This is a genomic window from Sphingobacterium lactis (assembly GCF_051951495.1).
GTDB classification, from domain to species: domain Bacteria; phylum Bacteroidota; class Bacteroidia; order Sphingobacteriales; family Sphingobacteriaceae; genus Sphingobacterium; species Sphingobacterium lactis_A.
Genome location: NZ_JBNHAS010000008.1, coordinates 1 through 18668 on the forward strand (window position 1 = coordinate 1; position 18668 = coordinate 18668).

Consider the following 18668-nt stretch of genomic DNA (forward strand, 5'->3'; position numbering starts at 1 on the left):
CAGGATGTCTCCAAAAGAGTTTGAACAAAAATGGTTTAGAGGAGTTCTTTCCCCTAAACCATTAATAACTATATTTGAAAAAGTTGATTAATTATAAAAAACGGTCAACTCTATTCAGGGATGGACAAATTACTCTGTACTAAATACTAATTACTGCCCGCAGGGCTTAGACTCTTCACTTCGTTCTGAGTTGTAAATAATGAAAAGTAAGACCTAACCCACTTTCTATCTCACATCTCATATCTAATAGCGAAGCGGTCTCAATTCTAACATCTAATAGCGAGGCGGTCTCTAAAAACAAGAAAGAGGAATCAGCTATCTGATTCCTCTTTCTTGTTTTGACTACCTTCTTACAATCCTCTCTTTTTCATCAAGTAGATTGGGTTTGGATCAGCACCACGGAATTTGCGGTACATCTCTGCTGGGTTGCCCGTTCCACCGCGCTCCAGAATATTGCTACGGAATGCAGCAGCTGTTGCTTGGTCGTATAGACCTTTTTCTTTGAATGCTGCAAAAGCGTCCGAATCTAACACTTCAGACCAGATATAGCTGTAATATCCAGCTGAATAACCTCCTGAAAAGATATGTTGGAAGTAATTGCTCTTGTAACGTGGGATAATCGCATCGATTAAACCAATCTTAGCCATCGCCGATTTCTCGAAATCATTTGCTTTGCCTTTGATTGCTGTGGTAGCACTGTGGTAATTCATATCTAAGATAGATGCTGCCAAGTATTCAACAGTTGCAAATCCTTGATCAAAAGTACCAGCCTTTTGCATTTTTTCAATTAATGCATCAGGTATAGCTTCTTTAGTTTGGTAGTGCTTAGCATAGCTTTTCAATACTTCAGGATCTCCTGCCCAGTTTTCCATGATTTGAGAAGGCAATTCCACGAAATCACGAGGAACAGATGTTCCAGCTAAGCTTTTATATTTTACATTAGAGAATAATCCGTGTAATGCATGACCAAACTCATGGAACAAGGTTGTAGCCTCATCAAAAGTCAATAATGCTGGGTTATCTCCAACCGGTTTTGTAAAGTTACATACGATAGAAATCACTGGAGCTACACGCTTGCCATCCTTACGGCTTTGGCTGCGATAAGATGTCATCCAAGCACCTGAGCGTTTAGACTCGCGTGGGAAGAAATCTGCATACAATAAGCCTAAGTGCGAACCATCCTTATCACGAACCTCGTATACTTCCACTTCTGGATGATAAACAGGTACATTGTTTAAAGCGACAAATGAAATTCCCCATAACTTATTGGCAGTAGAGAATGCTCCTTCACGCACATCTGCTAAACTGAAGTATGGTTTAATCTCTTCTTCATTTAAAGCATAACGTTTTTGACGGATTTTCTCTTGGTAATAGCGCCAATCGTAAGGAGCTACTTGGAAAGTGTCCTTAGCAGCAGTAATCTCTGCTTGAATATCTGCAGCCTCTTGTTTAGCCTTCGCAATTGCAGGAGTCCAGATCTTATTCAATAAAGCATTTACATTCGCAGGATTCTCCGCCATGGATTCTTCCAATACGTATGCCGCATGCGAACTATAGCCTAATAATTTTGCTTTTTCCAAACGATAATTTGCAATCTTGATTAGGATCTCATTATTATCGGTTTCATTTCCTTGGTTACCACGGTTCTGGTAAGCATTCCAGATTTGCTTGCGCAATTCACGGTTATCAGCATACTGAAGGAAAGGCATTACAGAAGGATTCTGAAGGGTGAAAACCCATTTGTTCTCCAAGTTTTTTGCTTTCGCTTCAGCAGCAGCTGCAGCTTTCAATTCCTTTGGAAGTCCTGCTAAATCTGCTTCCTTATCCACTACCAATTGGTAAGCATTGGTCTCTGCCAATAGGTTTTGACCAAATTGCGTAGTCAATACCGATAACTCCGCGTTGATTTTCTTTAATTTCTCTTTGTTTTCATCAGAAAGGTTTGCACCTGAACGCACAAATCCTTTGTATGTTTCTTCTAGAAGTTTTTGATCTTCAGCATCTAACCCTAATCCATCTTTCTTATCATAAACTGCTTTTACACGTTTGAATAAGGTTGGGTTTAATGAAATCTCATCACCATGTGCCGACAATACCGGCGCCATATCTTTAGCAATTGCCTGAATGGTATCGTTGGTATTGGCCGAGTTTAGGTTGTAGAACACAGTTGAAACCTGGCTCAACAACTGACCAGCATTTTCTAATGCTACGATAGTATTGGCAAAGCTTGGCTCATCAGTGATTTCAAGGATCGAATCAATCTCTGCATTGTGCAATTCTAAAGCTTGCTTAAATGCAGGTCTAAAGTGCTCGTCCTTAATGAGGTCAAATGGAGGAACCTCAAAGTTTGTCTCGTATTTTGCTAATAGAGGATTGTTCAAATCTAAGGGTTGTTGTTTTTTCGTTTCGTTGTTACACCCTACTACCATACTCGCAACAATAGCGCAGAAGGGTAAAAAACTTCTTTTATTCATTATATGATCGTTTGTTTCAATTTTTGTGCAAAGGTAAAGATATTTTATACAGAATACCAATCCAAGCCTTTCACAAACAAACCTAAATTTTTTCAATTTTTTACAATCTTTGCTGTAACAAATACAAAGTATACACGTCTAATTAACAAAGTATTATAATATGAAAGATTTCTTTTGCTGGTGTGCGGGTGTTCATGCAGACACTTTAGCGAAATATCCAGAAGAACATAATAAATATGTGAGCATTGGTGCGACCATATTTTTCACTGGTCTTTTTGCTGCTCTAGCAGGAGGATATGCCTTATACTTTGTGTTTAGTGGCAGTGATTTTGCTTTTTTTTATGCTTTGATCTTCGGTTTGATTTGGGGCTTAGCCATCTTCAACCTCGACCGTTACATCGTTTTGAGTATTGACAAAAGCCGCAGCGGCGGTATGCAGCTCCTACAAGCATTACCTCGTATTTTATTGGCTATTCTTATTGGTTTAGTTATCTCTAGACCTTTGGAACTTAAAATCTTTGACAAGGAAATCCGTGAGCATTTGCGTGCAGAGTACCTTATTCAGCAAAATGCTAAAATTGACACCCTCAATAAAACCTTCGAAAATAAGTACCTCGTGGAGTATGGGCAATTAAATGCCTTGAAAACACAGGCAGATTCCATGGATTCAAGCATCAAAACGGCGAGACAACAATTGAACCATGAGATCTTTGGAACTAAAACAGATGAAACCTCTGGTGTAATGGGTTATGGTCCTTACGCTAAAATGAAGGAGTCCGAATTAAATAAACAGCAAATTTACTTGGATAGCTTACGCACAAGAATCCAAGCAAAGGAATCTGAATTACTACAACGAAAAACTGCTGAAGGTCTAATGGATCAACGCATTTTATCAGATAAGTCTTTGGATAGTGCCATTAATGTAGCTGGTTTTGCGGATCGAAATGCCGCATTAAGCAACCTCCACAAAAAACCTGATGGAACTATCAATAAGTCTACTGAATATGCGGTTATTTTTATTGCTTTACTCTTCATCTTCTTCGAATGTCTTCCGGTATTTGTCAAACTGATGAGTGGTCGGGATGCTTATGATAATGCCTTGAAGAATAAAAAAGAAATCAACTATTACGAATCAGATACGGAAGTCAGGGTAGAAAAAACCGCAATAGATAAAATCGATGATTACCGGGTAGATGCTTCTATTAAACGAAGAATGGATCGATTACAGGAAGAATTCTCTGATAATTAACAAAGCGTCCTAAAGATTTCTTATACTTGCTCATCTACAAAAAACAAAAAACAGATGAGCAAGCGATTTTCCTTTTTAGCGCTGGCAGTATTAACCTTAATAACCTCAAGCCAAGCACAAGAAAAAAGAGGCCGTATCCGTGATTTCGGAATTCAGATCGGCATATTACCTACTGGAACTAACAATGCCATTACAGATGTGGCCGGAGTAACTGTAGGTCAAAAAACCTTAATCCATGGCGATCAAATTCGTACTGGAGTTACGGCCATCCTACCCCATACTGGAAATATCTTTCAAGAAAAAGTACCTGCCGCCATTTATGTAGGGAATGGTTTTGGTAAGCTCATGGGCATCTCCCAAATAGAAGAGCTGGGAAATATTGAAACACCCATCCTATTAACCAACACCTTGAACGCTCCCAAAGTTGCCGATGGTCTCATCGATTATATGCTTTCATTACCCGAAAATGAACAAGTCCGCTCGGTCAACTCTGTTGTTGGGGAGACGAACGATGGTGGATTAAACGATATACGCGGCCGACATGTTTCCTCCAAAGATGTTTTGGAGGCCATTCAAGCAGCCAAATCTGGTCCTGTACAGGAAGGAAACGTAGGTGCTGGAACCGGAACAGAATGCCTAGGCTATAAAGGTGGTATTGGTACCTCCTCTCGAAAGCTTCCAGCTTCTCGTGGTGGATATACCGTCGGTGTTTTGGTTCAAACGAATTTTGGTGGGGTGCTGCAAATTAATGGAGCACCTGTAGGTCGCGAATTGGCCAATTATTACATGCAAGAACCCAAAGAAGCGCATAAAGTTGATGGTTCCTGCATGATAATTATTGCTACAGATGCCCCCCTTTCTGCTAGAAATCTGGAGAGGTTAGCCAAAAGATCTTATATCGCTTTCGGAAATGTGGGTTCTTTCTCTTCCAATGGTAGTGGCGACTATTCCATTGCTTTCAGCACAAATACAAAAAATAGAATACCGCATCAGTCGGATAAGCCTATATTTGATCAGGAAGATCTGGGCAATGATTTCATGTCTCCTCTATTTATGGCTGTCTGGGAAGCAACCGAAGAAGCTATCCTCAATTCGATGTTTATGGCTACGGATATGACCGGTATTAACGGTCGTACGGTGAAAGCTATACCTATTCAACAAACTCTGAAAATTCTACAGAAATACCACGCATTGGACTATGATAAATTACCAAAAGCTATTCAAAAGTAAACGAAATATCCTATTCTTAGTCTTTTTGCTGATACTCCATACTGGCTATGGCCAAGAGGAGAAAGTAGAAGAAATGGTCAAGGTTCTAGAACAAAAAGAGGCGCAAATAGCAGCGTTAGGCAGAATAATGGATCGGGATTCGATCCCTGGCCTTCAAATAGCCTATTCTAAAAATGGGAAAAAGGAATTTTTCGAAGCCGGTTGGCTGAAACAAGGACAAAAGGAACATGTTAATGCGCATACCGCATTTCAAGCTGCATCTTTAACAAAGGTGGTTATGGCCTATACTTTTTTCCGCCTATATGATCGTGGACTGATCTCCTTGGATAAACCCTTGTGGGAATACTACAAGTATGACCGCATTGCGAATAATTCCCAAGCCCAGAAAATAACTGCTCGAATGGTCTTAACACATCAAAGCGGATTATTAAACTGGGAAGGTGATGTTCCAAGCCAAGCATGGCGTCAATCAGCATTAACTTCACAATTTGAACCGGGAACAGATTACATGTACTCTGGTGAAGGCTTCTACTTTCTTCAAGAAACTTTGGAACACATCACAGGAAAGTCCTTTCAGGAACTGGTAGAGCAGGAAGTCATCAAACCTTTTAAATTGAAAGATTCCGAAATCCTATGGAAAGATCGTTTAGCAGACAATGCTGCTTTTGGACATTACAGCAATGCTAAGGCTAGAAATTTAGGAATGTATCGTAAAAGCAACGCTGCCTATACACTTTATACGACAGCATCGGATTACTGTACTTTTTTAGAGAAGGCCATTCTTCAAGGCAAAGGATTAAAAGCATCTACACATAAGCTCTTTTTGAGCAAGGCGGGAGAGGCTAAAAAATCCGGTCAGATCAGCTCTGATGACAAGTATGTACCCACTGCTTTAGGTCTCCGTATGCAAATCAATGAAGTAGGTACCGCCTATTGGCATACAGGCTCAAACCCGGGTTTCCGTTGCTTTTTTATAGTCTATCCAAAAACGCAAGAAATCCTTTGCGCATTTAGCAATTCCGACAATGGATTTCGAGCAATACCCGATATATTGGCTTTATTTTTGAATAATAATCAGACCTTCTGGATGTATAAATGGCGGCAGGGGGAATTGGATTAAGAACAATAAAAATATAGAACCATGATTGGAATTGTAGGTGGTGTCGGCCCTCTAGCGGGGGTAGATATAGTAAAAAAAATAATCGAAGAGACTAATGCCCGTAAAGACCAAGACCATTTGCCGGTTTTATTGTCTTCACAAGCGAACCGCATCAAGGATCGCACAGAATACCTCTTGGGAAGAGAACTCATAAATCCTGGTCATGCCCTAGCGGAAATAACCTATGAACTGGAACGTGCAGGGGCAACGGTAGCTGCTATTCCTTGCAATACAGCACATTCGCCAAGAATATTTGAGGTAATCTTGGAAGATTTAGCCAAAAATAATGCACAGATAAAGCTGCTCAACATGATTGAGGAAACCGCTAAATTCATCAAGCAACATTATGAGCATAGCCAAATCGGGGTGCTCTCCACTACAGGAACCCGAAACACGGGTCTTTATAAAAACATAATTGAACGCTTTGAATTGAATTGCATTGAACCCAATGATGATTTGCAAGAAAAAATTCATGCTGCTATCTATGATGAAACCTATGGTATCAAAGCCATTTCTTCGCCTGTTACCAATCGTGCTCATGATGAATTAGTAAGTGCTATTCATGACTTAAAAGCACAAGGCGCACAGGTCATTATCCTTGGTTGTACCGAGCTTCCACTAGCACTTCGCGAAAAATCATATTTCGGATTACCAGTAATTGACCCAAATAGAATTTTGGCAAGGGCACTCATTAACGAATTAGATGCAAGCAAACTAATTCCATTCCAAGATTAAACCTTTTGGAGTTCCTAGGCTCTTATGTACAGTTAATGCGTTGTAAAGCTGTCAATACACACATAAACTCATAAAAGAAATGAACAACATGAAAAAGAAGATCCTTCAATTAGCAACAGCCTTATTTTTAGGCTTAGGTATGATGACAAATATGGCCATGGCACAACAAACAATTGTAAAAGTAAATACGAATATTTTCCCCACTCCTGAAAAGGGATTTAAGAAAATGGTTATTGAAGTGCCCTATTCAAACAATGATCAAAACAAGAAAATTGAATTTGCCATTGGAAAGATGATGGAAGTCGATGGTTGTAATTCCTTTGGTTTGCAAGGAACATTGGAGAAGAAGGATTTACAAGGTTGGGGATATGAATACTACGTTTTCAAAACTAAAGGCGACATCATTAGCACGCAGATGGCTTGCCCAGATATGCCAAAACGTAATTTATTTGTATCCAATCAAGGAACTACCTTAAACTACAATGGCAGAATGCCTGTGGTTATTTATGTTCCGGAAGAATATGATGTACAATTCAAAATCTACACTGCCGATAACGATGTTTACAAAGCATCCGTAGCGCAGGATAAGAAGTAGAAAATTTTACACACCTATGAAAACAAATCAAACCTGGCCAATTTTTTGTCCAGGTTTTTTTCCGATATTACCATAAATCACAATCGCGACCCATATGCCCTATAATAGTCTTTCTGAAATCGATGCTATATACAATAAACAGCTTCAGTACACCCTTGAAGCTCGAAACTTGTCGGTGGCTAAGCGTGTCGCTTTTTTGAAGAAACTATTGGCAAAAATTCGCGCTGAGGAACAAGCTATTGAGAAAGCTTTATATGATGATTTTCATAAGTCAGCAATTGAATCCGGGATAACGGAAATCCTAGCTGTGGAAATGGAGCTCAAGCACATTATTAAACATCTTCCAAAATGGGCAAAGGACAAACCTGTCGCTTGGTCACCTATGTTTGCCAATAACAAGGCATACCTTCATTATGAACCAAAAGGCAATGTCCTCATCATGACGCCTTGGAACTATCCCTTTCAATTGCCTATGGTGCATTTGGCGGCGAGTATTGCTGCTGGCAACACCAGCATTCTTAAACTCTCGGAATTTGCGGAACATACCAACCAAGTTATCCGTAAAATTCTTGGAGAGGTGTTTTCCGAAGCACATGTAGCCGTAGTGGAAGGCGCAGTAGAAGAAAGCTCGCATTTATTAACCCTTCGCTTTGACCACATTCATTTTACAGGATCTCCGGCAGTAGGTAAGATTGTGATGGAAGCTGCAAGCAAACACTTGGCTGATATCACCTTAGAATTAGGAGGTAAATCCCCTGCCATTGTGGATAAACATGTGAATATCCGCAGGGTGGTAAAGAATCTCATCTGGGCCAAATATGTCAATGCAGGACAGACCTGTATAGCCCCTGATTATTTATTTGTACATCGACACATACGTGGCGAATTTGAATCGATATTCCGGGAAGAACTTGTGGAAGCCTTCGGCAAGGATGCTTTAAATTCTCCAGATTATGCACGCATCATCAATAAAAAACACTTTGATAGATTGACCTCAGCTCTGGAAAATGCCAAAAGCTTAGGTGCTCAGGTACTAGCAGGCGGAAACTACCTAGAAAAAGAGCTATACATCGAGCCTACCTTAATTTCAAATGTAGCTGAAAACAATACCTTAATGCAGGAAGAGATCTTTGGTCCTATTTTCCCGGTATGTTATTACAGTCAGATCGATGAGGTATTGGCCAGTATTCGTAAGAAGGAAAAACCTTTGGCACTCTACGTCTTTTCCAAAGATAATTTATTCAACAAGCATGTTATTCGCTACAGCTCTGCTGGATCGACTTGTGTAAATGATGCCCTGATTCAAATCATGCATCCTAATTTACCTTTTGGTGGGGTTAACAACTCAGGGATTGGACAGTCTACAGGTAAGTACGGTTTCAAAGCCTTCTCACATGAACGTGCCGTTGCAAAATCAATCGGATATCCCCTATCTGCTATGTTCTGGTATCCTTATACGGAAAAGACTCAACGCTTCTTGCAGTTAATCAGAAAGCTATTCTAAAATAGAATTAGCCAAATATCTTATCCCAAAGGCTACGTTTAATGCCTACATAGTAGTCATCTCCTTCTTTTTTTAAGGGATAAATGCGGATGTAATTACCTTGTTTCTCTGTCCCTTTGCCTGTAACAATATCAAATTCATGCCTATGGAATGGACAAATTAATTTATGCCCTTCACACCAACCTTTGGTCAGGTCGGCTCCCGCATGTGGACAACGACTGGAAGTAACCGATAAAACATCGTCCTGGCGAATTAAACACAGCTTTTTGCCCGCCACATGTAAGGCTTTAACATAATTACGGGTATCATCAATCTTAACCGGCACCTTATGCCAGGTTAAATCATCATTTTCCTCTTCCATACCCTAAATCTCCTGATTTTTATCCAAATTCAAAAACCTGAATTTCATCGAAGCTAATCTACTATCCCCAACAACAAAACCCAACATATACAAAAGGCGGCTATCCTGTTGAGATAGCCGCCTTTTAGATTTTATAAGTCAAGTAAAGACTAAACGAATTTCTTCGCGTTAACTTTACGTTCGTTTTCTGTCAAGTAAATCTTACGAAGACGCATGCTTTGAGGAGTTACCTCGATATACTCATCAGCTTGGATGTATTCCATACATTCTTCTAAAGAGAATTTGATAGCCGGAGCGATACGTGTGTTGTCATCAGAACCAGAAGCACGCATGTTTGTTAACTGCTTACCTTTCGTTACGTTGATGGTCAAATCGTTATCGCGGATATGCTCACCTAAGATTTGTCCTTCATAAATATCCACTCCTGGATCTACGAAGAAACGTCCGCGGTCTTGTAATTTATCAATAGAGTATGCAGTTGTAGAACCTGTATCTAAGGAAATTAATACCCCAGCTAAACGTCCAGGGATAGTACCTTTCCAAGGCTCATAACCTTTCAAACGGTGCGCCATTACTGCCTCACCAGCTGTAGCGGTCAATACGTTGTTACGAAGACCGATGATACCACGCGAAGGAATAGAGAATTCCAAGTGTTGCATATCACCTTTTGTTTCCATAACTAATAATTCACCTTTACGTTGGGTAACCAACTCGATAACTTTACCAGAAACTTCTGCAGGAACATCTACTACCAATTCTTCGATCGGCTCATGTTTCTGACCATTGATTTCTTTAACGATTACCTGTGGCTGACCTACTTGTAATTCATATCCTTCACGACGCATCGTCTCGATCAATACCGACAAGTGAAGAATACCACGTCCATATACTAACCATTGATCTGGAGATTCAGTAGGAACAACGCGTAATGCTAAGTTCTTCTCTAATTCTTTCTGTAAACGGTCATGAATGTGACGAGAAGTAACGAATTTACCTTCTTTACCAAAGAAAGGTGAGTTATTGATCGTGAACAACATGTTCATTGTTGGCTCATCGATGTGCATTACTTCTAATTGTTCTGGATTTTCAAAATCAGCAATCGTATCACCGATTTCAAAACCTTCAATACCTACTACAGCAACGATATCACCTGCATGACATTCTGTTACTTTTACACGTCCTAGTCCTTCAAATAATTGAAGTTCTTTAACACGTGATTTAACGATTTTACCATCACGTTTTACTAAGGAAACTGGTTGGTTTTCTTTAATAGTACCACGTGCGATACGACCAATAGCGATACGACCTACGAAAGTCGAATAGTCTAATGAAGTAACCTGCATTTGTAGGGTACCTTCAGAAATCTGAGGTCCAGGAATATGTTCAATGATTGCATCTAACAATTCAGTGAAGTCCGTCGTTGGTTTAGTCCAATCTTTAGACATCCATCCTTGTTTAGAAGAACCGTATAATACAGGGAAATCTAATTGATCTTCTGTAGCACCTAAGCTAAAGAAAAGGTCAAATACATTTTCGTATACTTCTTCAGGGCGACAGTTTTCTTTGTCAACCTTGTTTACTACAACAATAGGTTTGATACCTAAGGCTAAAGCCTTACCGGTTACGAAACGGGTTTGAGGCATTGGACCTTCAAAGGCATCTACTAATAATACAACACCATCAGCCATTTTCAATACACGCTCAACCTCACCACCGAAATCGGCGTGACCTGGAGTATCAATAATGTTGATCTTTGTGTCTTTATATTTTACAGATACGTTCTTAGATACAATCGTAATACCACGCTCACGCTCCAAATCATTGTTGTCCAGGATTAATTCCCCTGAATTCTCATTGTCTCTGAATTGGTTGGTGAAGTGTAAGATTTTATCAACTAGGGTAGTTTTACCGTGGTCAACGTGCGCTATAATCGCAATGTTTCTGATATTCTGCATCGAGCAATTGTGTATTATTTAAAATAAGAGGTGCAAAGATAACTATTTATCACCTCAATATTCAGAAATTTTTGTTAATATTTTATTAGGCGACTGTTGCCTTTTGATTAATTTTCAATTACTTGAGTGTTAAGCCGCAACATTCAACCCCGCCTGTAACTCCCGACTTTCTTCTTCTAATCACGGTTAAACGTTTATTATCCGCACTCGCCATTATTTTTTATTTTGCCCGCTAACAGCCTTTCAAACCTGTTTTTTACACTTGACAATCTTTAAATCATCCATTGATCAAAACACAATAAAAACCGCTGATGTAACAAAAAGTCACGTTTTTAGACAGGGAATATATCAATTGGGATAAAATAAGTTAAGCATCTATGTGTCGATTAGTTGGTAAATCGAAGAATCCGCCTACAATTTTCAACAATTATTCGACATGCCTAATCTTATGTCACCAACAAAACGGACAACAACAATCTTCAAGCTGAATAATGCGTCTTCCAACTCCATATGTCTCGTGCATTCAACAAGGATTCATCGATCATTTTTCCAAAGTATTGCTTCGAGACTCTCGCGGATTTCCAATGGATCTGATAGGGATCTTCTTCGGATCTCGTTCGCTTCTAACCGAACGAGATCCGAAGGAGTTCCGAACAAGTTCCGAAGGAGATCCGAAGAAGTGGCGAAGAAAACCTCTGTAAGAGACAGTTAGACATCAGACAAAAGACAACAGAATTTGCCATGAGGTATAGGTTGTTTTTGGGTTTTTCAGAACTAAAAAAACTTATCGAATAAGGGATAGGTCTAAAACAGAAAAGGGGAATATCCTAATGGACATTCCCCTTTTTATAACTTATTTATTTATTATGTGTCAATAAAGTTGAATCGGCTTATTTAATAACGCCTAATTCTTTACCAACTTTTGTGAATGCAGCGATAGCTTTATCCAAGTGTTCGATTTCATGTCCTGCAGAAATTTGTACACGGATACGTGCTTTTCCTTGAGGAACTACTGGATAGTAGAAACCGATTACATAGATACCTTCATCTAACATCTTAGCCGCAAATTCTTGCGCTAATTTGGCATCGTAAAGCATTACCGGAACAATTGGGTGGAAACCTGGCTTGATATCAAATCCAGCTTCTGTCATTTTCTCACGGAAATACTGGGTGTTGTTTTCTAATTTATCACGTAATTCGGTTGTTTCACTTAACATATCCAATACCGCTACGGAAGCACCAGCAATTGCAGGAGCCAACGTATTCGAGAATAAGTAAGGACGCGAACGCTGACGTAGCATGTCGATAATTTCTTTTTTACCAGAAGTAAAACCACCAGATGCGCCACCTAAGGCTTTTCCTAATGTACCAGTAATGATATCAACACGATCAATTACATTAAATAATTCATGTGTACCACGACCTGTTTTACCGATGAAACCTGAACAGTGTGATTCATCAATCATCACCAATGCTTCATATTTATCAGCTAGATCACAGATTTTATCAAGCGGAGCAACAGAACCATCCATAGAGAATGCCCCGTCCGTAACGATGATTCTATGACGCGCACCGGAAGCAGCTTGTAATTGCGCTTCAAGATCTGCCATATCGCAGTTTTTATAACGGAATCGTTGCGCTTTACACAAACGCACCCCATCAATAATGGAAGCGTGGTTAAGCTCATCGGAAATAATCGCATCTTCAGCGGAGAACAATGGTTCGAATACACCACCGTTAGCATCAAATGCAGCAGCATAAAGAATGGTGTCTTCCGTACCCAAGAATTTAGAAAGTTTAGCTTCCAATTCTTTGTGTACATCCTGCGTTCCACAGATGAAACGAACAGATGACATACCATATCCATGCGAATCAATGCTAGCCTTAGCAGCCTCAATTACCTTCGGATGAGAAGAAAGTCCTAAATAGTTGTTAGCACAGAAGTTAATTACTTCCTGACCAGTGCTTACTTTAATATCAGCACCTTGAGGCGTAACGATAATACGCTCTTCTTTATATAAACCAGCATCTTTGATGTCTGCCAATTCTTTTTCTAAAGCAGGCTTTAAAGTTTTATACATAGCAATTCATTTTGTTAAGCTAAGATAAGTGTTTTTTATCAGTACCTCATTACGAAATCGTTTGTTTGAAATGTGGGGAGGGAGATATGAGAGTGATGTGGTCTCCTCAAAAAAAAAGCTGCTCAAAAAATGAGCAGCCTTTCTTCTTGTTTGTTGTTTACTTAAATTATTTGATTCTTTTCCAGGTTTCAGAACGTCCAAGCAGACTAATTCCGATATAACCACGGATATCAAGCTGATCATTCCCTTTAAGAGTCATTTTACAGCTGTATGTTTTACCTGATTTAGGGTCATAGATGGTGCCATCTACGTAAGTTTTGCTTTCCTTTTTAAAGTTGCTGAGGATTTCGAGGCCTTGGATATTGCGGTTCCGTTGTGCTGGATCTGGATTCTTAGCATCCTTTTTACCGGAATCTTTGATCCAATACAATTTCCCGAAAAATTTATCGCCTTTTTTATAAATTTCGATCCTTCCTTCCCCACTTGGGTTTTCCCACTTACCTAATATTGGATCTGCTTGTGCAAATACAGCAACTGCTATAAATAGCGCACAAAGGGTCATCAGTAGCTTTTTCATAACCTTCTTGTTTAAAATTGTTGAGTGAATATACAATATTTTTCTATGTTAGCATAATATTATTTTTGTTACCAAAAAAAATGACAACCTTAAAAAGCCCTTATTGGCATCAATTTTGACCATTTTGGATGTCAGACACAACAAATTAGTTATGAGATTCATTATTAGTCTATTAGTTACAGGATTAGTCGTTGCTTTAGCTTCTTTAATTGTCCCAGGCGTACAGGTAGCAGGGTTTGGATGGGCAATTGTAACAGGTTTAGTAATAGGCTTGGTAAACGCCATAGTTGGTGGTATCCTGCGTTTATTCACTTTCCCTTTAAACTGGTTAACATTCGGATTGGTATCCTTCATCATAACGGTATTGATGATTATGCTTTCGGATAAAATCATGGGAACGAAATTCGAGGTTAATGGGTTTCTACCTGCCCTCTTATTTGCAATTGTAGTTGCCGTTATTGAAATGATTATCGGTAAAATGACTGCAGACAAAAACTAATTGCTGGGATAAGACCTAGTCATTAAACATTTATCACACTGTTCGTCATCCAGTATGTGGCTTGCTGCATAGCTTGGATGATAAAAAGAAATTGCCGTTAATCGGAAAATTTTTAAACCATGAAAGGACTTGCCTATTTTTATTCGCAGGTCCTTTCTGTTTAAATAGATGCTGTTCACCTTAGAAATGCTTATTATGAGATCAATCCTTAGAAAACTTCTCCTATTTACCATCTTTTTGAGTTTGCAAACTTGGGCATTTGCCAATGATGGTGCATTTTATGCTTCCGGGAATCAATTGATACCTATTGTAGAAACAGATATTCAAGTACGAAAAGAGATACTAAGCCTAAAGAAAATAGAAAACGAATGGGTCGAAGTCACAGTTTACTACGAGTTCTTTAATCCTAAAAAGACAAACAAGGAGCTTATTGTTGGCTTTGAAGCCTTTTCCCCTGAGGGTGATGTAGATGGTGCTCCCGTTGAAGGAAAACACCCTTATATGAAAGATTTCAAGGTTAATCTAAATGAGAAAAGCCTGCCTTTTCAAGTAGCTTATGTGGCAGATAGCAATTATGTGAAACAAGGAATTATCAAATCGGTCGATCTACGTAAATTCTCGGGAAATAAAGAGGGTAATTATGTTGATTTCTTTTATGTATATCATTTCAAAGCGACTTTTAAACCGGGTATCAACAAATTGAAACATACCTACAGGTATAAGCTTTCGGGTTCAATAGATCTAAATTATCAATTTGAATATATTTTGACGGCAGCGAACCGTTGGGCCAATAAACAAATCGATGATTTCACCTTGATATTGGATATGGGATCATACGAAACATTCCAGATCAATAAATCATTCTTTCAAAATGCGAATGAATGGGAACTTCAAGGACGTGGAAAACACAGCAATGTGGCGAAAAGCAATAATCCAATCATGGAAAGCGATGCTGTAAAATTTCATATTCAAGAAGGTAAGCTGGTATTTAAGAAAAAGAACTTTAGACCAAAAGGCGAATTATACGTGTACAACTTCAATAACTGGGGGAATAGAAATATCCTGTATCCAGAGGTAGGCTATATTGCCTATTCCATTCATCAGCAACCAGACCTAACTGAAAAAAATAAATACAAGGCTGATGAGAAGAAGATCCTTCGGAATCTCCCATTTGCTAGAAGAGGATATGTTTTTCAGGATAAGTTATTGAAAGATTATTATGATAATATAGATTGGTATTTAGCAAATCCGAATTATCAGGTTGACCGATCTAAGTTGACCAATAAAGAAAAGGCTTGGTTGAAGGAATTGGATCAATAATCTATAAATGAAAACAGGCAAGGTTCAATGATGGTCACCTTGCCTGTTTTTTTATGTGTATGCAGTTACTTTGCTGTCTTTGGTTTCTTCTTCATCTTATTTAACCAAATCATGACCCCAGTTATTGGAAGAGAAGTGGCTATTAGACAGGAAATGAAGTACAACAATTTACTGAAAGGTCCATAGATATCACCAATGTGCAATGCTTTAATGGAAGCAGAAGCACGTTCATTAAACGGTTTTTCGCGGAAAATATCTTTCTCAATTGCCTCCCCTGTATATTGGTCCAAAGTCAATTTATCACCTGCAGATGGTGCAAAAAATCCTACTCTATTCTTACTGATCGATAAAGTTCCAAGACTATCTTTTGGGAAATTAATGCTGATATCACCATCATAAGGCAATATTTTATTGACAGCTAATATCGTCTCCTCAATACTTAATGGTTGTTTACCATCTAATGGAAAAACGGATTGAAGGGGCTTCTTTTCTTCTTTTGGCGCATCAGGGGATTTATAGGTTCCCCAAGTTTTTTGCCAACCAGCACGATACCAATCGAATGACCAAAAAGGACCTGTAACAGCCATTAGGAACAAGATAATACAACTATAAAAACCAAGGGTATTGTGTAAATCATGGTTCACTCGTTTCCAATTGGCAGTCCAACGGATCTTCAGACCATTCTTCCATGAACGAATCTTATTTGGAAACCAGATTACCATTCCGGTAATAACACCTAATAAAAACAACAAAGTAGCTGTACCTGTAATCCAAGATCCTAATTTACGGTTCTCTACTCCCTCAATAATTGGCTCTTCAATTTCATTTAGCAATAACCAACGGTGCAGACCAAACATCTTTTGCATAAATTCTGCTGTCTTCGTCTTTTCATCGGAAGGATCACCAATAGCTTCTCCAGTATATGGATTAACAGCAAATTGATTAGCACGAGGACCACGCCCTCCAGCAGGACCTGCAGGTGCTTTCTTTTCCTGTGATGGTTTACCATCAGCCTTGGCGGTGTTCTCTTTGGCTACTTCTTTGTTGGGATTTTCAGACTTATTGGCTTCTTTTTCTACTTTAGGACTAGCTGTGGTGCTATTGCCTTCTTTTTCTTTAGCTTGTTCTCCTTTATTTCCTTTTGACTCTTTCCCTTCTTCCTTCTCCTTTTTGGTAAAAAGTACAGAAGTGGTCGCATTATCAGCAAAAGGAATCTTTATACCAACAATCTGACCCTTAATCTCAGGTTTTACTTTGGCGAGTAGTTCATCCGGGTTAAGCTTCTCCCCTTCTGTTTTTACCTTGAAATACTTAGGTTGGGCCAGTGCTCTAATCTCCGTATTGTACACATAGATGGTACCGGTTAAACAGACGATTAACACAACGATTCCCGATATTAATCCTCCCCATAAGTGAATATCATTTAGGAATTTCCGGACTTTCATCCAGCTTGTTTTTTGTTGTTTTGGTTTACTCATTTTTCTCTTCTACTGAATAATTTTTTAAAACCAAAAATCAGGTAGACATAAATTCCACCTGATTTTCTGGCTTTATATTGGAATCTTAGAATGTTCCGATATAGTGGTTTCCTGGTTTGTTTGCTAGTTTAGCACCCGGTTTAACCTCTCCTGTTTTTCTGTTAATAACATAGATGCGTCCCTCTTTACCTACTGGTGCATAGGTTAAATACACGTCATCACCATCAACAGCAATACCTTGATGTTGGAAATAATATACATCTACATCATCTGGTAAGTCTAACTTGGTTGCTGTTTTAGCATTCAAATCAACACGCGCAGCATAACTTTGTTGTTGACTTGGATTGAATTTGGAAGCAGGGGCTCCATCATGTGTATAGAGCACATAAGCAATACCATCGCCTACATATCTCCAACACTCAATGTATGATCCTTTTACTTTTAGGGCAGCGTCTAAGCTGAATACGTAAGAATTATCGTATTCATTATTTTGACCAATTCTTAAGATATGCGATCCTTTATCGTCACGTTGCGACGCTTGGTAGATCATTCCATCATTTCCTAAGAAAGCATTGAAGCTACGGTATCCATTCGTACTACCATTAGAAATGGTTGAGCTAATTACTTTTGGGTTTTCCAATGAAGGATAATCAACAACTACGGATTTAGAACTTAAAGCAGGGTAAGGATTTTCATCAGCTTTTGCAGTTTTAGGATCGTGCTTTCCACTAGCAAAACCAATGATTAATTTATTACCTGCTTTGTTAAGTACTGGAGCATCCAAACGACTGATGTAATATCCTTTTGCCTCTTCTTCAGCAGAAAGCGGGATTTCATAATGCTTGTAATTCTTAATTAAGACGTTTTGTAGGTCTAATGCCAATATGGTTGAACGTCCTCTTGAGTATTTATAAGTTGTTCCTTCGGTAACAGGCTTTACATCAGCTACATTGACAGCAACACCTGTTTTATCACCATCGAACAACTTCAACCAGCGTGGACTCTCTGTAGCATATTGAAATATACTAACAGTGACATCTTCCTGGGTAAAGCTATTTCCTCCATTAATTTTAAATCTGGAAAACTCTCCTCCATTTGGATTTCCATATGAAATATTGAAAAGAACATTACCATCTTCCGAAGTCTGCAAACGAGCTGTACGATTTGATTTTACCGAAAAGCCATTTGTAAATGGATCAATGGTAAAGTTGAAATCTTTTGCATCTTTTGCGCTTACTGAAAATAATTTGGTACCACCATTTCCATCGCCAGGCTTACTTGTGGCTGTTGTACCCATAACAGCACCTGCTACGGTAATCCATCTTCCATCAGGATTTGTAGTTGGTGGATTTATTTCAACTGCGGAGTCCTTACAACTCATAATGCTTAAAGTGGATACTAATAATCCTATAGCGGCTAGATAATTTAAAGATGTGAACTTCATGATAAAT

15 protein-coding genes are annotated in these 18668 nt (G+C 38.9%); 8 read left to right on the forward strand and 7 right to left on the reverse strand.

Features of this window, described 5'->3' with window-relative positions; genetic code table 11:
• Positions 1-350: 350 nt before the first annotated feature.
• The gene (locus ACP6L2_RS17905; RefSeq protein WP_440510617.1) at positions 351-2474 is read right to left on the reverse strand and encodes a M3 family metallopeptidase; all 2124 of its coding nucleotides are present in this window, start codon (positions 2472-2474) and stop codon (positions 351-353) included.
• Positions 2475-2634: 160 nt separating this feature from the next.
• On the opposite strand from ACP6L2_RS17905, the gene ACP6L2_RS17910 reads away from it, so the two are divergent.
• The 6 genes from ACP6L2_RS17910 to ACP6L2_RS17935 all read left to right on the forward strand — a co-directional run bounded on the left by ACP6L2_RS17910 (position 2635) and on the right by ACP6L2_RS17935 (position 8946).
• Positions 2635-3723, forward strand: coding sequence for a DUF4407 domain-containing protein (locus ACP6L2_RS17910; protein ID WP_440510618.1), 1089 nt, complete (start codon positions 2635-2637; stop codon positions 3721-3723).
• A 54-nt stretch (positions 3724-3777) separates the two neighbouring features.
• Entirely contained in the window at positions 3778-4953 is a 1176-nt protein-coding gene (locus ACP6L2_RS17915; RefSeq protein WP_440510619.1) for a DmpA family aminopeptidase, read from the forward strand.
• The gene (locus tag ACP6L2_RS17920; RefSeq protein ID WP_440510620.1) at positions 4922-6073 is read left to right on the forward strand and encodes a serine hydrolase domain-containing protein; all 1152 of its coding nucleotides are present in this window, start codon (positions 4922-4924) and stop codon (positions 6071-6073) included. Before ACP6L2_RS17915 ends, ACP6L2_RS17920 begins: the two co-directional genes overlap by 32 nt.
• Positions 6074-6094: 21 nt before the next feature.
• Positions 6095-6847, forward strand: coding sequence for an aspartate/glutamate racemase family protein (locus ACP6L2_RS17925; RefSeq protein WP_440510621.1), 753 nt, complete (start codon positions 6095-6097; stop codon positions 6845-6847).
• 88 nt (positions 6848-6935) lie between these two features.
• Positions 6936-7442 carry an ecotin family protein gene (locus tag ACP6L2_RS17930; RefSeq protein ID WP_440510622.1) on the forward strand — a complete coding sequence of 169 codons (507 nt, stop codon included), beginning with the start codon at positions 6936-6938 and terminating at the stop codon, positions 7440-7442.
• 94 nt (positions 7443-7536) lie between these two features.
• Positions 7537-8946 (forward strand): aldehyde dehydrogenase family protein, encoded by a 1410-nt coding sequence (locus ACP6L2_RS17935; protein ID WP_440510623.1) that lies wholly within the window; start codon positions 7537-7539, stop codon positions 8944-8946.
• A 7-nt stretch (positions 8947-8953) separates the two neighbouring features.
• Here ACP6L2_RS17935 and ACP6L2_RS17940 read toward each other — a convergent pair whose 3' ends face one another.
• The 4 genes from ACP6L2_RS17940 to ACP6L2_RS17955 all read right to left on the reverse strand — a co-directional run bounded on the left by ACP6L2_RS17940 (position 8954) and on the right by ACP6L2_RS17955 (position 13920).
• Entirely contained in the window at positions 8954-9307 is a 354-nt protein-coding gene (locus tag ACP6L2_RS17940) for a Rieske (2Fe-2S) protein (RefSeq protein WP_440510624.1), read from the reverse strand.
• Between the two features lie 149 nt (positions 9308-9456).
• Positions 9457-11262, reverse strand: a complete 1806-nt coding sequence (gene typA / locus ACP6L2_RS17945; RefSeq protein ID WP_440510625.1) for a translational GTPase TypA — start codon at positions 11260-11262, stop codon at positions 9457-9459.
• An 890-nt stretch (positions 11263-12152) separates the two neighbouring features.
• Positions 12153-13343 (reverse strand): glycine C-acetyltransferase, encoded by a 1191-nt coding sequence (kbl, locus tag ACP6L2_RS17950; protein WP_344673430.1) that lies wholly within the window; start codon positions 13341-13343, stop codon positions 12153-12155.
• Between the two features lie 166 nt (positions 13344-13509).
• Entirely contained in the window at positions 13510-13920 is a 411-nt protein-coding gene (locus tag ACP6L2_RS17955; protein ID WP_344673431.1) for a DUF2147 domain-containing protein, read from the reverse strand.
• Between the two features lie 151 nt (positions 13921-14071).
• Between ACP6L2_RS17955 and ACP6L2_RS17960 the strand changes: the two genes are divergently transcribed.
• Positions 14072-14419: a phage holin family protein gene (locus tag ACP6L2_RS17960; protein WP_440510626.1), complete on the forward strand. Its 348-nt coding sequence runs from the start codon at positions 14072-14074 to the stop codon at positions 14417-14419.
• 195 nt (positions 14420-14614) lie between these two features.
• Positions 14615-15739 (forward strand): YARHG domain-containing protein, encoded by a 1125-nt coding sequence (locus tag ACP6L2_RS17965; RefSeq protein WP_440510627.1) that lies wholly within the window; start codon positions 14615-14617, stop codon positions 15737-15739.
• 65 nt (positions 15740-15804) lie between these two features.
• On the opposite strand, the gene ACP6L2_RS17970 is transcribed toward ACP6L2_RS17965, so the two are convergent.
• Together ACP6L2_RS17970 and ACP6L2_RS17975 are read right to left on the reverse strand one after the other, a co-directional pair.
• Positions 15805-17217, reverse strand: a complete 1413-nt coding sequence (locus ACP6L2_RS17970; protein ID WP_440510628.1) for a PepSY-associated TM helix domain-containing protein — start codon at positions 17215-17217, stop codon at positions 15805-15807.
• An 85-nt stretch (positions 17218-17302) separates the two neighbouring features.
• The gene (locus ACP6L2_RS17975) at positions 17303-18661 is read right to left on the reverse strand and encodes a hypothetical protein (protein WP_440510629.1); all 1359 of its coding nucleotides are present in this window, start codon (positions 18659-18661) and stop codon (positions 17303-17305) included.
• Positions 18662-18668: the final 7 nt, after the last annotated feature.

What these genes read in the sequence shown, in the direction of transcription:
- ACP6L2_RS17905 (WP_440510617.1), bottom strand. Translation starts at nt 2,474, where the DNA reads ATGAATAAAAGAAGTTTTTTACCCTTCTGCGCTATTGTTGCGAGTATG.
- ACP6L2_RS17910 (WP_440510618.1), top strand. Translation starts at nt 2,635, where the DNA reads ATGAAAGATTTCTTTTGCTGGTGTGCGGGTGTTCATGCAGACACTTTA.
- ACP6L2_RS17915 (WP_440510619.1), top strand. Translation starts at nt 3,778, where the DNA reads ATGAGCAAGCGATTTTCCTTTTTAGCGCTGGCAGTATTAACCTTAATA.
- ACP6L2_RS17920 (WP_440510620.1), top strand. Translation starts at nt 4,922, where the DNA reads ATGATAAATTACCAAAAGCTATTCAAAAGTAAACGAAATATCCTATTC.
- ACP6L2_RS17925 (WP_440510621.1), top strand. Translation starts at nt 6,095, where the DNA reads ATGATTGGAATTGTAGGTGGTGTCGGCCCTCTAGCGGGGGTAGATATA.
- ACP6L2_RS17930 (WP_440510622.1), top strand. Translation starts at nt 6,936, where the DNA reads ATGAAAAAGAAGATCCTTCAATTAGCAACAGCCTTATTTTTAGGCTTA.
- ACP6L2_RS17935 (WP_440510623.1), top strand. Translation starts at nt 7,537, where the DNA reads ATGCCCTATAATAGTCTTTCTGAAATCGATGCTATATACAATAAACAG.
- ACP6L2_RS17940 (WP_440510624.1), bottom strand. Translation starts at nt 9,307, where the DNA reads ATGGAAGAGGAAAATGATGATTTAACCTGGCATAAGGTGCCGGTTAAG.
- typA (WP_440510625.1), bottom strand. Translation starts at nt 11,262, where the DNA reads ATGCAGAATATCAGAAACATTGCGATTATAGCGCACGTTGACCACGGT.
- kbl (WP_344673430.1), bottom strand. Translation starts at nt 13,343, where the DNA reads ATGTATAAAACTTTAAAGCCTGCTTTAGAAAAAGAATTGGCAGACATC.
- ACP6L2_RS17955 (WP_344673431.1), bottom strand. Translation starts at nt 13,920, where the DNA reads ATGAAAAAGCTACTGATGACCCTTTGTGCGCTATTTATAGCAGTTGCT.
- ACP6L2_RS17960 (WP_440510626.1), top strand. Translation starts at nt 14,072, where the DNA reads ATGAGATTCATTATTAGTCTATTAGTTACAGGATTAGTCGTTGCTTTA.
- ACP6L2_RS17965 (WP_440510627.1), top strand. Translation starts at nt 14,615, where the DNA reads ATGAGATCAATCCTTAGAAAACTTCTCCTATTTACCATCTTTTTGAGT.
- ACP6L2_RS17970 (WP_440510628.1), bottom strand. Translation starts at nt 17,217, where the DNA reads ATGAGTAAACCAAAACAACAAAAAACAAGCTGGATGAAAGTCCGGAAA.
- ACP6L2_RS17975 (WP_440510629.1), bottom strand. Translation starts at nt 18,661, where the DNA reads ATGAAGTTCACATCTTTAAATTATCTAGCCGCTATAGGATTATTAGTA.